The organism is Inhella sp. (assembly GCF_041912635.1).
In the GTDB taxonomy this organism is placed as follows: Bacteria; Pseudomonadota; Gammaproteobacteria; order Burkholderiales; family Burkholderiaceae_C; genus Inhella.
Window position 1 is genome coordinate 63,728 of the sequence record NZ_JAYRMO010000010.1, and the last position, 11,985, is coordinate 75,712.

The window sequence follows — 11,985 nt, forward strand, 5'->3', positions numbered from 1 at the left end:
CGGCATGAGCCTGACCCTGCCCGAGGTGCCGCGCGGTCCGCGCTCGCTGTTTGGCGAGCTGCTCGACTGGATGCTGGCGCCGCTGCTGGTGATCTGGCCGGTCAGCGTGTTCCTGACCTGGGCGGTGGCGCAGGACATCGCTGCGCGCCCCTTCGACCATGAGCTGGGCGAATCGGCCCGGGCGCTGGCCGATCAGGTGGTACGCCACCCGGAGGCGGTGCCCGGACCGGCGCTCTCGCTGCTGCGCGGCGAGGAGAGCGACCTCGTGTACTTCCAGGTGCTGGGCCCGCGTGGCGAGCTGCTGGCCGGCGAGCGTCGCCTGCCGGTGGCGGAGCGCGGCACGGCATCGGCCGGCGAGGTGCGCCTGCGCAACGATGCCCTGGGCGGCGAGCCGCTGCGCGTGGCCACGCTGTGGGTGCGCCCGCAGGCCAGCGCGGCCGACAGCGAGGGCCTGCTGATCCAGGTGGCCGAGACCCTGGGCAAGCGGCAGCGCATGGCCAGCGACATCATCCGCGGCGTGCTGCTGCCGCAGTTCGTGCTGCTGCCCCTGGCCGCCCTGCTCGCCTGGCTGGCCCTGGTGCAGGGCTTCAAGCCGCTGGACCTGCTGCAGCAGCGCATCCGCAGCCGTGCCGCCGAAGACTTGAGCCCGATCGACGAAAGCAGCGCGCCGGAGGAGGTGGCGCCGCTGGTGCGCGCCATCAACGACCTGCTGGCGCGGCGCGAGGAGGCGCTGCAGAGCCAGAAGCAGTTCCTGGCCGACGCCGCACACCAGCTCAAGACCCCCCTGGCCGGTCTGCGCACCCAGGCCGAGCTGGCGGCACGGGCGGTGCAGTCCGGCCAGGCCACGGCCGAGGAGATGACGCGCTCGCTGGAGCAGATCGCCCTGTCCAGCCAACGCGCCGCCAACATGGTGAACCAGCTGCTGGCCATGGCCCGGGCGGAAGGCGGCGAGGCGCTGGCCACCGAACCGGTGGACCTGGCCAGCCTGGCGCGCGACACGGTGCAGGATTTCGTGCCGCGGGCGCTGGCCAAGCGCATCGACCTGGGCTACGACGGCCCCGAGCGCTGCGAACTCAGCTTCCCCGGCCAACCCTGGCTGCTGGTGGAGCTGATCCGCAACCTGGTGGACAACGCGCTGAACTACACCCCCACTGGCGGCATGGTGACGGTGCGCGTCAGCGAGGACCGCTTCGGCCGCGTGGTGCTGCTGCAGGTCGAGGACAACGGCCCGGGCATCGCGCCGGCCGCGCGCGAGCGCGTGTTCCAGCCCTTCTACCGGCAGTTGGGCACCGGGGTGGACGGCTCGGGCCTGGGCCTGACGATCGCCGGCCAGATCGCGGCCCGGCATGGCACCCGCATCGAACTGGAAGACGCCCACGAGCGCCGCGGCAACGAGCCCCCCGGCGCGCGCTTCACCATCCGCTTCAACGCTGGATGAGCGCGCGGCTGCGGCCGATGGCGAGAAGAAGACCGAGCGAGAGCCCGAGCATCACCATCGCCGTGCCACCGTAGCTCATGAAGGGCAGCGGCACGCCCACCACCGGCAGGATGCCGATCACCATGCCCATGTTGACAAACACATAGGTGAAGAACGAGAGCGTGATGGAGCCGGCCAGCAGGCGCTCGAACAGGCTGGGCGCATTGGCCGCGATGTTCAGGCCGCGCAGGATCAGCGCGCCAAAGCCCAGCAGCAGGGCCAGTGCGCCGAGCAGGCCGAACTCCTCGGCAAAGGCGGCAAACAGGAAGTCGGTGGTGCGCTCCGGAATGAACTCCAGATGCGTCTGCGTGCCCTGCATGAAGCCCTTGCCGCTCAGGCCGCCGCTGCCGATGGCGATCTCCCCCTGCAGCACGTGGAAGCCCTTGCCCAGTGGGTCCTTGTGCGGGTCCAGCAAGGTGCATACACGGGTCTTCTGGTACTCCTTCAGCAGCGGCCACTTGACGTCGTCCTGGCAGATCTGCGGCTCGTAAGCGATCAGCGCCGCGATACCGATCAGGCCCGCACCGAGCAAGGGCAGGATGAGCTTCCAGGACAGGCCGGCGAAGTAGATGACGTACAGGCCCGCGAACAGCACCAGCAGGCCGGTGCCCAGGTCCGGCTGCTTGGCGATCAGCGCGAAGGGAATGCCCAGCAGCAGGAAGGCGATCAGGAAGTCCAGCAGCTTGAGTTGGCCCTCGCGCAGTTGGAACCACCAGGCCAGCATCAGCGGCGTGGCGATCTTCAGGATCTCGCTGGGCTGGATCACCGTCACTCCCAGGTTCAGCCAGCGTGTTGCACCCTTCTTGGTGATGCCGAACAGGGCCACGGCGATCAGCAGCGCCACCCCCACCAAGTAGAGCGGCAAGGCCAGGCGCGTGAGCTTCTGCGCGGGCACCTGGGCCACCGTGAACAGAATCAGGGCGCCAATGGCGAAGTTGCGCGCATGGTCGACGAAGCGGGTGCCATGGTCGTGACCGATCGAGTACATCGCCAGCAGGCCCCAGCCCATCAACCACAGGCAGGCGAGCAGCAGCGGACCGTCCAGGCCGCGCCAGAGCGGGCGCAGGCGGCGCCACAGCGCGGGGCGTTGGATGACGCGGCTCATGGCTGAACTCCGGAGGCAGTCGAGGCCGGCGCCGAGGCCGCCGAGGCCGATTCAGCAGGCGCGGGCAACTCGTTAGGCAAGCGCCAGGCACTCGCGGGGCGCGGCTTGCCCACCGGGGCCATGGCCTTGCCCTCGCGCATCAGGGCCAGGTCTTCCTCGCTCGGCACCACGCCCAGCAGCAGGTAATCGAACACGCGCCGCGCAATCGGCGCCGCCGCGGCCGAGCCGAAGCCGGCGTTCTCGACGATCACCGCCAGCGCCACCTTGGGCTCATCCAGCGGCGCGAAGGCCATGTACCAGCTGTGGTCGCGGCGCCGCTCTTCCATGGTGGCGGCGTTGTACTTCTGGCCGGCCTTCAGGCCCACCGCCTGGGCCGTGCCGGTCTTGCCGCCGCTCGGGTAGGGCGCGCCGGCAAACACCCGCGTGCCGGTGCCCTGGTAGGTCACGCCATGCAGTGCGTCTTTCAGGAAGTTGACGTGCTCAGGCTTGATGGGCAAAGGCTCAAGCGCGTCGTTGGACACGCGGCGGCGCTCGTGCCTGACCACGTCCTCGATCTCCCGCACCAGGCGTGGCTTGAAGCGCTGGCCGCCGCTGACCAGGGTCGCCGTGGCGCTGGCCATCTGCAGCACCGTGAAGGCGTTGTAGCCCTGGCCGATGCCCAGGCTGATGGTCTCGCCGGGGAACCAGGGCTGCTTGAAGCGGCGCTTCTTCCACTCCTGGCTGGGCAGCACACCGGTCACCTCGCCCTCCAGATCGATGCCGGTCAGACGGCCAAGGCCCAGGGGCTTAAGCTGGTCATGGATGCGGTCCACGCCCAATTCGTGGGCGGCGCCGTAGTAGTAGACGTTGCTCGATTCGACGATTGAGCGCCGCATGTCCATCGCGCCGCCGCGCTCGTTCTCGGGGCTGCCGAAGGCGCGGCCACCGAAGTGGAAGACCAGGGTGTCGTTGATGATGGTGTCGGTCTTGCGCACGCCGGTGTTCAGCAGCGCCAGCGCCATGAAGGGCTTGAAGGTCGAACCCGGGGGGTAGGTGCCACGCAGCGCGCGGTTCAGCAGCGGCTTGTCGATCGATTCGTTCAGCAGCTTCCAGCTCTCGGCGTCGATGCCGTCGACGAACAGATTGGGGTCGAAGCCCGGCTTGGAAACAAAGGCCAGCACCTCGCCGTTGCGCGGGTCCAGCGCTACCAGGGCGCCGCGCCGGTTGCCGAACATCTCCTCCACCAGATGCTGCAGCCGGATGTCGATCGAGAGCTGCAGGGTGTTGCCCGGCGTGGGCGGCTTGTGGCCGAGGCTGCGCACCGCGCGCCCGCCGGCACTGGTCTCAACCTGCTGATAGCCGGTGATGCCGTGCAGTTCGGCCTCATAGGCCTGCTCCACGCCGAGCTTGCCGATGTAGTCGGTGCCCTTGTAATTGGCCAGGCGCTCGTCCTCCCAGTCCTCCATCGCCTCGCGCTCGCGCGGATTGATGCGCCCGATGTAGCCGAGCAGATGGCTGCCGACCTCGCCCATCGGGTACTGGCGGAACAGGCGCGCCTGCACGTCCACCCCCGGGAAGCGCCAGCGCTGCGCCGTGAAGCGTGCGACCTCGGCGTCGCTGAGCCGGTTGCGGATCGGCAGCGAGTCGAAGCGCTTGCCGTCGGCCAGCAGGCGGAAGAAGCGACGCCGGTCGCGCGGCTGGATCTCGACCAGTTCGCCCAGACGGTCAATCAAGTCGTCCAGCTCACCCTCGATCTGCGAAGGCGTGATCTCCAGCGTGTAGGCGGAGTAATTGCTGGCCAGCACCACGCCATTGCGGTCCTTGATGAGGCCACGGTTCGGTGCGATGGGCAGCACGGTGACGCGGTTGTTCTCGGCCGCCTGGTGCAGCTCCTCATGCCGCAGCACCTGCAGCGTGAAGAGCCGGAACACCAGCAGCGCGAAGCACAGCAGCACGAAAGCGATGGCCGCCCAGATGCGCAGCCGGAAACGCGCCAGCTCGCGGACCGAATCGCGGATCAGGCTCATGCGCTCACAGAGGTCTGTGCTCGTCGCGATCGGGAGCGCGGCGCTGCGGAGCCAGCAGCAGTGCCGAAGCGATCGGCCACAGCAGGGCCTCGAACACCGGCGCCAGCAGCAGCCAGGGGCTCGGCGCCATGCCGCCGAAGGCCATCCGCACCAGGAACTGCAGCAGGTGCGCGGCAAAGAACAGCGGCAGCACCTGCGCGGTCTGCTCCCACACGCCGAACCAGAGCAGACGGCGGTGCAGGCTCACGCCCAGGAAGGCCAGGCCGCTGTAGGCCAGCGCGTGCTGGCCCAGCACCGCGCCCTGGTGCACATCGATCAGCAGCCCGAGCAGGAAGGCCCAGCCCACGCCGATGCGGCGTGGCTGGTGCACGTTCCAGAACACCAGCACCACGGCCAGCAAACGGGGCATGGCCGGCTGGGGGCCGAGCGGCAGCATGTCGGCCAGCAAGGCCAGCAGCAGGCTCAGGCCGATGAACCAGGGTTTGGCCGGCAGCAGCAGCTGGCCGGAGCCACGCGGCATGATCATCGGCGGCCTCCAGCGGCAGGGGCCGCGGGCTGCGCCTGCTCGGTCCGCGCGGCTTCCGCGCGCGCCTGCGGCGCCAGCACCAGAACCTGGCGCGCCCCGTCGGCGCGCGCCAGGGGCTGGGCCAGCACGCGCGCAAAGCTGGTCTGGCCGCGCCGCTCCACCAGGCTCACCTGAGCCACCGGCAGCCCGGGCGGGTAGACACCGTCCAGGCCCGAGGTCACCAGGGCATCACCGGTCTTGATGTCGGCATTGGCCGCCACGAAGCGCAGCTCCAGCCCGGCATGGCGCTCGCCGCCATAGGCCACCATCAGTGCTTGGGTGCGGGCGTTCAGCACCGGGATGCTGGCCTCACGGTCGGTCAGCAGCATCACCTCGGCGGACTGCAGGTGCACGCGCGTCAGCTGCCCGAGCACCCCGCGCTCGTCGATGACGGCCGCGCCCGGCTGCACGCCATCGGCGCGACCGCGGTCGATCACCAGGCGACGGCTGTACAGATCGCCCGACTGGAACAGCACGTCGGCCGCGCGTGAGCTCACCGGCAGGCTGGCCTGCAGGCCGAGCTGCCGGCGCAGCGCCTCGTTCTCGCGCTCCAGGGTCTGGGTGCGCGCCAGCACCAGCGCCTGCTGGGCCAGCAGGTTGCGGGCGGCCTGCTCGGCCTGCATGGCGGCGCGCGCGCCCCGCAAACGGTCGCGCAGCTCGTCCCAGGCGTCCACCGGCGCGAGCAGCGCACGCTGCACCGGGTTGAGCACGGTGGCGAGCGCGCTGCGCAGCGGATTGACGAGGCCGAAGCGCGCGTCGGCCGCCATCAGCACGAGCGAGAGCGCGGCACAGAAGAGCAGCTTGTTGAGCGCCGTCGGCCCCTGGCGGAACAGCGGCGGCGGGCGGCGGTCCAGGGTGGCAAGGGCCACTGAACCCTCCCGGATTAGTCGCTGGTGAAGATGGAGCCGGTGCGATCCAGATGGTCAAGCGCCATGCCGCAACCCCGCACCACGCAGGTCAGCGGGTCTTCGGCCACCAGCACCGGCAGGCCGGTTTCCTCGCGCAGCAGGCGGTCCAGATCACGCAGCAGGGCGCCGCCGCCGGTCAGCATCATGCCGCGGTCGGCGATGTCGGCACCCAGTTCAGGCGGGGTCTGCTCCAGCGCGTTCTTCACGGCCGAGACGATCTGGTTCAGCGGGTCGGTCAGCGCTTCGAGGATCTCGTTGGACGAAATGGTGAAGCTGCGCGGCACGCCCTCGCTGAGGTTGCGGCCCTTGACCTCCATCTCGCGCACCTCGCTGCCCGGAAAAGCCGAGCCGATGTTCTTCTTGATGGCTTCGGCGGTGGGCTCGCCGATCAGCATGCCGTAGTTGCGGCGGATGTAATTGATGATGGCCTCGTCGAACTTGTCGCCGCCGACGCGCACGCTGCCCTTGTAGACCATGCCGCCGAGCGACACGACGCCCACTTCCGTGGTGCCGCCACCGATGTCGATCACCATCGAGCCGGCAGCCTCGCTGACCGGCAGGCCGGCGCCAATCGCCGCGGCCATCGGCTCCTCGATCAACTCGACGCGCGACGCACCGGCGCCAAGGGCCGCATCCCGAATGGCGCGGCGTTCGACCTGGGTCGAGCCACAGGGCACGCAGATGATGATGCAGGGGCTCGGGCGCATCATGGACTGCGGGTGCACCATGCGGATGAACTGCTTGATCATCTGCTCGGTGATCACGAAGTCGGCGATCACGCCGTCCTTCATCGGGCGGATCGCCTCGATGTTGCCGGGCACCTTGCCCAGCATGGCCTTGGCTTCCTTGCCGACGGCCTGGATGGTCTTCTTGCCATTGGTGCCGCCTTCGTGGCGGATGGCGACGACCGAGGGCTCGTCCAGCACGATGCCCTTGTCGCGGACATAGATCAGGGTGTTGGCGGTGCCAAGGTCGATGGCAAGGTCGGTGGAAAAGTAGCGGCGCAGGGAACCAAACATGGTGGGCGGGCGTTTCTGGCGGGGCCCGGAAACGCAAGATGCATTTCCGCAGCGTGAATACGGCGAGGCCGCCGGACGGGGAGTCCGGCGGCCTCGGAAAATCGGGCCAGAGATAATACCCGAAGCCCCCCGCGCGCCCTGTAGGACAAGTCCCCTAAGGTCTTGCTTCTGCTGGCTTTTTTCGCCAATTGCGCGCCGACCGAGGACACCCCATGGCCCTGACCCTGACCGACGTGAGCCGCATCGCCCATCTGGCGCGGCTCGATTGCCCCCCGGCGCAGGCCGAGCAGCTGCTGACCCAGCTGAACGGCTTTTTCGAGATCGTTGAAACCATGCGCGCCGTGGACACCACGGGTGTGCAGCCGCTCTACACGCCGCTCTCGGCCGTGCAGGAAGTGGCCCTGCGCCTGCGCGAAGACGTGGTGACCGAGACCAATCAGCGCGAGGCCAATCAGCGCAGCGCCCCGGCCGTCGAAGACGGCCTGTTCCTGGTGCCGAAGGTGATCGAATGAGCGCACATCGCATGGGCGTGGCCGAGGGTCTGAAGGCCCTGGCCGAGAAGAAGATCAGCAGCGTCGAGTGGACCGAAAGCCTGCTGGCGCGTACCGCCGCGCACCAAAACCTGGGTGCCTTCCTGCACCTGGATGCCGAAGGCGCCTTGGCCGCCGCGCGCCAAGCCGATGCCCGCCGTGCCGCGGGCGAGGCCGAACCGCTGCTGGGCGTGCCGCTGGCGCACAAGGACATCTTCGTCACCACCCAGCACCCCACCACGGCGGGCTCCAAGATCCTGCAGGGCTACCGCAGCCCCTTCGACGCCACGGTGGTGGCCAAGCTGAACGCCGCCGGCACCTTCTCCTTGGGCAAGCTGAACTGCGACGAGTTCGCGATGGGCTCGGCCAACGAGAACAGCGCCTACGCCAAGGTGCACAACCCCTGGGACCTGGAGCGCGTGCCAGGCGGCAGTTCGGGCGGCTCGGCCACCGCAGTGGCGGCCGGCCTGGTACCCGCCAGCACGGGCACCGACACCGGCGGCTCGATCCGCCAACCGGCCAGCTTCACCGGCATCACCGGCATCAAGCCCACCTACGGACGCTGCAGCCGCTACGGCATGATCGCCTTTGCATCCAGCCTGGACCAGGCCGGCCCGATGGCGCGCAGCGCCGAGGACTGCGCGCTGCTGCTCTCCGCCATGAGCGGCTTTGACGAGCGCGATGCCACCAGCCTGCAGCAGCCCCCGCAGGACTTCCACGCCCAGATGCTGCAACCGCGCGCCGGCGCCAGCAGCGCGCGCCCGCTCGAAGGCCTGCGCATCGGCCTGCCCAAGGAGTTCTTCCCGGCGGCGCTGGATGCCGACGTGAACAGCGCCGTGCGTGCCGGCCTGGCCGAGCTGGAGAAGCTGGGCGCCACGCTGGTGGAGGTGAGCCTGCCGCGCACCGAGCTGGCCATTCCCGTCTACTACATCATTGCCCCGGCCGAGGCCAGCTCGAACCTGAGCCGCTTCGACGGCGTGCGCTACGGCCACCGCTGCGAAGACCCGAAGGACCTGCTCGATCTGTACAAGCGCACGCGCAGCGAGGGCTTCGGCCCCGAGGTGCAGCGCCGCATCCTGATCGGCAGCTATGTGCTCAGCCACGGCTACTACGACGCCTATTACCTGCAGGCGCAGAAGCTGCGCCGCATGATTGCCGACGACTTCCAGCAGGCCTTCACGCAGTGCGACCTGATCGCCGGCCCGGTGGCGCCGAGCGTCGCCTGGAAGATCGGCGAGCAGGGCGACGACCCGGTCAAGGCCTACCTGGCCGACATCTTCACCCTGCCCGGCTCGCTGGCCGGCCTGCCCGGCATGAGCGTGCCGGTGGGCTTGGGCGCGCACGGCATGCCGGTGGGCCTGCAGCTACTGGGCAACTACTTCCAGGAAGGCCAGTTGCTGCACGCCGCGCACGCCCTGCAACTGGCGACCGATTGGCACAAGGCCACCCCGAAGGGCTTCTGAACATGACGACGACATCCAAACTCGTGCGCGGCTACGAGGTCGTGATCGGCCTGGAAAACCACGTCCAGCTGAGCACCGCCTCGAAGATCTTCAGCGGCTCTTCCACCGCCTTCGGCGCCGCCCCCAACACCCAGGCCTCGGCCGTGGACCTGGCCCTGCCCGGCACGCTGCCGGTGCTGAACCGCGGCGCGGTGGAACGCGCGATCCGCTTCGGCCTGGCGGTGGGCGCACACATCGCGCCGCTGTCCATCTTTGCGCGCAAGAACTACTTCTACCCGGACCTGCCCAAGGGCTACCAGATCAGCCAATACGAGATCCCGGTGGTGCAGGGCGGTCAGGTGCGCTTCCTCGTGGGCGAGAAGGAGCATGTGGTCAACCTGACCCGTGCCCACCTGGAAGAGGACGCGGGCAAGAGCCTGCACGAGGACTACCACGGCCAGAGCGGCATCGACCTGAACCGCGCCGGCACGCCGCTGCTGGAGATCGTCTCGGAGCCCGAGATGCGCAGTGCCGAGGAGGCCTGCGAGTACGCCCGGACCCTGCACGCGCTGGTGATGTGGCTGGGCATCTGCGACGGCAACATGCAGGAGGGCTCATTCCGCTGTGACGTCAACGTCTCGGTGCGCAAGCCCGGGGCGCCCTTTGGCACGCGCCGCGAGATCAAGAACCTGAACAGCTTCAAGTTCCTGATCCAGGCGGTGAACTACGAGGTGAACTGGCAGATCGACCAGATCGAGGACGGTCTGGAAATCCAGCAGGCCACCGTGCTGTTCAACCCCGACACCGGTGAGACGCGCGCGATGCGCAGCAAGGAAGACGCGGCCGACTACCGCTACTTCCCCGACCCCGACCTGCCGCCGCTGCTGATCGGCGCCGACTGGGTCGAGCGCGTGAAGGCCGAGCTGCCCGAGCTGCCGGCGGTGATGGCAGCGCGCTTCGCAAGCCAGGACGGCCTGCCCGCCTACGACGCCCAGATGATGACCGCCAGCCTGCCCGTGGCGCGCTACTACGAGGCCGCCAAGGCTGCGGGCGCTGCGCCCAAGCTGGTGGCCAACTGGGTGATGGGCGAGATCTCGCGCCGCCTGAACGCGGAGGAGAAGGGCATCGAGGCCGCGCCGGTGGGCCCCACCCTGCTGGCGCAGCTGATCGCCCGCATCAGCGACGGGACGATCAGCAACAACGCCGCACGCCAAGTGTTCGAAGCCCTTTGGGCGGGTGAATCCACCGACGTGGATGCCGTCATTGAGGCCAAGGGCCTGAACCAGATGAGCGACACCGGCGAGCTCGAGCGCATCCTCGACGAGGTGCTGGCCGCCAATGCCAAATCGGTAGAGGAATTCCGCGCCGGCAAGGACAAGGCCTTCAATGCCCTGGTCGGCCAGGCCATGAAGGCCACCAAGGGCAAGGCCAACCCCGGCCTGGTGAACGAGCTGCTGAAGAAGAAGCTCGGCTGAACGGGCTCAGCGCCCGCTCGCCGGCGCCGAGCCGGCGGGAGGTGCGCTCGCGGCCAAGGCCGCATTCACGGCCGCCTCCACGTCGCGAGCGTTCGGCGGTGGCCCCAGCGAACCCGGGGCCGCGCCGGCCCAGAGCTTCTTCAGGCGCGCCAGCTCCATGTCGTAGCGGATGTTGACGCGCACCTTCTCGGCGTTCTGCTGCGCGATGAAGTGGCGCTGCGCCTCGGTGGTCGCCTCATTGACATCAAACTGCTGCTTCAACTTGGCCGGTAGCGTCTTGCCCTTGTAGAACTCCGCCTCTTCGTCCAGCCCTTTGCGCTCCTTGGCGAGATCGCTGAGCCGCTTCACGCTGACCTCAGTGGCCTTGACCAGATCGTCCAGCGCCGCGCTGCGCGCCAAATCATGCTGCGCACGGTTGCGAAAGCGCGTCAGCAGGTTGCGGTCATGCCGCGCCGCATCGGCCAGTGCGGCACGCTGGGCCGCTTGCTCACGCTGGCGCAGTTCTTCGGCCGCCCGTTCCTCGGGCGACTGCGCCGGCGGCAGCTTGGCGCGCACGCTGCCGTCGTTGCGGTGCACGAACTGCTCCGTGCCCTTGCACTCCGGGATCGGCCGATCCGAGGTCAGGCGCCGTCCGTCGGCCGTGACACAGCTGTAAATCTTGGCGCCCGGCACCTGCGCCTGCACGCCCACCCAAGTCAGCCACAGGATGCAAGGCAGCAGGCGGCGCACGGCCTCAGACTCCGTAACGCTCACGATAGGCCTGCACGCGCTGGGCGTGCTCGGCCAGGGCCGGGTCGTCGCGCAGGAAGTCGAGCAGATCCGCCAGGCCGGCAATCGCCCAGACCGGCAGACCCAACTCGCGCTGCACCCACTGCACGGCGGAGTGCGGCAAGTCGACGCCGTTCTCGGCCGCCTTTTCCTGCCGATCCAGGGCGATGGCCACGCCGGCCGGCGTGGCGCCGGCAGCGCGGATCAGCTGGATCGATTCGCGCACCGAGGTGCCGGCACTGATGACGTCGTCGACGATCAGCACCCGCCCCTTGAGCGGCGCGCCCACCAGGGTGCCGCCCTCGCCATGGTCCTTGGCTTCCTTGCGGTTGTAGGCGAAGGGCTTGTTGTGCCCCAGGCGCGCCAGTTCAATGGCCAGGGCCGCGGCCAGGGTGATGCCCTTGTAGGCCGGGCCGAAGATGACGTCGAATTCGCCCACATGGGGCAACAGGCGCTGCGCGTAGGCCTGGGCCAGATGGCCGATCTTGGCGCCGTCGTCAAACAGGCCGGCATTGAAGAAGTAGGGACTGAGTCGCCCCGCCTTGGTCTTGAATTCGCCAAAGCGCAGCACGCCGGCCTGAACGGCGAAGGCGACAAAGTCTTGGGCAGTGCGATCGTGGGCCATCGGAACGATTCTAGGCAGCGGCCAGGGCCGCGCCCGAGGGAATGCCAGAAGGAACAACGCCGCGC

11 protein-coding genes are annotated in these 11,985 nt (G+C 69.0%); 4 read left to right on the top strand and 7 right to left on the bottom strand.

Going from position 1 to position 11,985, the window contains the following annotated elements; translation table 11 throughout:
- Window positions 1-4: 4 nt before the first annotated feature.
- Window positions 5-1,438: a sensor histidine kinase N-terminal domain-containing protein gene (locus ACE3QP_RS07930; RefSeq protein ID WP_374434993.1), complete on the top strand. Its 1,434-nt coding sequence runs from the start codon at window positions 5-7 to the stop codon at window positions 1,436-1,438.
- Here the strand turns inward: ACE3QP_RS07930 and rodA are convergent.
- Genes rodA through ACE3QP_RS07955 form a run of 5 tightly spaced genes read right to left on the bottom strand, consistent with a single transcriptional unit; the run spans window position 1,425 to window position 7,080 of the window.
- Window positions 1,425-2,582 carry a rod shape-determining protein RodA gene (gene rodA / locus ACE3QP_RS07935; protein ID WP_374434995.1) on the bottom strand — a complete coding sequence of 386 codons (1,158 nt, stop codon included), beginning with the start codon at window positions 2,580-2,582 and terminating at the stop codon, window positions 1,425-1,427. The two genes, ACE3QP_RS07930 and rodA, sit on opposite strands and share 14 nt — an antisense overlap.
- Window positions 2,579-4,588: a penicillin-binding protein 2 gene (mrdA, locus tag ACE3QP_RS07940; protein WP_374434997.1), complete on the bottom strand. Its 2,010-nt coding sequence runs from the start codon at window positions 4,586-4,588 to the stop codon at window positions 2,579-2,581. The genes rodA and mrdA overlap by 4 nt, the downstream gene beginning before the upstream one ends.
- A 4-nt stretch (window positions 4,589-4,592) precedes the next feature.
- Entirely contained in the window at window positions 4,593-5,114 is a 522-nt protein-coding gene (gene mreD / locus ACE3QP_RS07945; protein WP_374434998.1) for a rod shape-determining protein MreD, read from the bottom strand.
- Window positions 5,111-6,022 (bottom strand): rod shape-determining protein MreC, encoded by a 912-nt coding sequence (gene mreC, locus ACE3QP_RS07950; protein WP_374435000.1) that lies wholly within the window; start codon window positions 6,020-6,022, stop codon window positions 5,111-5,113. Before mreC ends, mreD begins: the two co-directional genes overlap by 4 nt.
- A 14-nt stretch (window positions 6,023-6,036) precedes the next feature.
- Window positions 6,037-7,080, bottom strand: coding sequence for a rod shape-determining protein (locus ACE3QP_RS07955; RefSeq protein ID WP_138858138.1), 1,044 nt, complete (start codon window positions 7,078-7,080; stop codon window positions 6,037-6,039).
- A 212-nt stretch (window positions 7,081-7,292) separates the two neighbouring features.
- Between ACE3QP_RS07955 and gatC the strand changes: the two genes are divergently transcribed.
- Genes gatC through gatB form a run of 3 tightly spaced genes read left to right on the top strand, consistent with a single transcriptional unit; the run spans window position 7,293 to window position 10,527 of the window.
- Window positions 7,293-7,592: an Asp-tRNA(Asn)/Glu-tRNA(Gln) amidotransferase subunit GatC gene (gatC, locus tag ACE3QP_RS07960; protein WP_198112173.1), complete on the top strand. Its 300-nt coding sequence runs from the start codon at window positions 7,293-7,295 to the stop codon at window positions 7,590-7,592.
- Window positions 7,589-9,073 carry an Asp-tRNA(Asn)/Glu-tRNA(Gln) amidotransferase subunit GatA gene (gene gatA / locus ACE3QP_RS07965; protein WP_374435001.1) on the top strand — a complete coding sequence of 495 codons (1,485 nt, stop codon included), beginning with the start codon at window positions 7,589-7,591 and terminating at the stop codon, window positions 9,071-9,073. The genes gatC and gatA overlap by 4 nt, the downstream gene beginning before the upstream one ends.
- 2 nt (window positions 9,074-9,075) lie before the next feature.
- A complete protein-coding gene (gatB, locus tag ACE3QP_RS07970) occupies window positions 9,076-10,527 on the top strand; it encodes an Asp-tRNA(Asn)/Glu-tRNA(Gln) amidotransferase subunit GatB (RefSeq protein WP_374435002.1) in 1,452 nt (483 codons plus the stop codon).
- Window positions 10,528-10,533: 6 nt separating this feature from the next.
- On the opposite strand, the gene ACE3QP_RS07975 is transcribed toward gatB, so the two are convergent.
- Together ACE3QP_RS07975 and pyrE are read right to left on the bottom strand one after the other, a co-directional pair.
- Window positions 10,534-11,256 (bottom strand): DUF4124 domain-containing protein, encoded by a 723-nt coding sequence (locus tag ACE3QP_RS07975; RefSeq protein ID WP_374435003.1) that lies wholly within the window; start codon window positions 11,254-11,256, stop codon window positions 10,534-10,536.
- A 4-nt stretch (window positions 11,257-11,260) separates the two neighbouring features.
- Window positions 11,261-11,920, bottom strand: coding sequence for an orotate phosphoribosyltransferase (pyrE, locus tag ACE3QP_RS07980; RefSeq protein ID WP_374435004.1), 660 nt, complete (start codon window positions 11,918-11,920; stop codon window positions 11,261-11,263).
- Between the last annotated feature and the right edge of the window lie 65 nt (window positions 11,921-11,985).

Excerpts from the sequence above, each read along its gene's own strand:
- pyrE (WP_374435004.1), bottom strand. The coding sequence starts at position 11,920 with ATGGCCCACGATCGCACTGCCCAAGACTTTGTCGCCTTCGCCGTTCAG.
- ACE3QP_RS07955 (WP_138858138.1), bottom strand. The coding sequence starts at position 7,080 with ATGTTTGGTTCCCTGCGCCGCTACTTTTCCACCGACCTTGCCATCGAC.
- gatC (WP_198112173.1), top strand. The coding sequence starts at position 7,293 with ATGGCCCTGACCCTGACCGACGTGAGCCGCATCGCCCATCTGGCGCGG.
- mrdA (WP_374434997.1), bottom strand. The coding sequence starts at position 4,588 with ATGAGCCTGATCCGCGATTCGGTCCGCGAGCTGGCGCGTTTCCGGCTG.
- ACE3QP_RS07930 (WP_374434993.1), top strand. The coding sequence starts at position 5 with ATGAGCCTGACCCTGCCCGAGGTGCCGCGCGGTCCGCGCTCGCTGTTT.
- gatB (WP_374435002.1), top strand. The coding sequence starts at position 9,076 with ATGACGACGACATCCAAACTCGTGCGCGGCTACGAGGTCGTGATCGGC.
- rodA (WP_374434995.1), bottom strand. The coding sequence starts at position 2,582 with ATGAGCCGCGTCATCCAACGCCCCGCGCTGTGGCGCCGCCTGCGCCCG.
- mreD (WP_374434998.1), bottom strand. The coding sequence starts at position 5,114 with ATGATCATGCCGCGTGGCTCCGGCCAGCTGCTGCTGCCGGCCAAACCC.
- gatA (WP_374435001.1), top strand. The coding sequence starts at position 7,589 with ATGAGCGCACATCGCATGGGCGTGGCCGAGGGTCTGAAGGCCCTGGCC.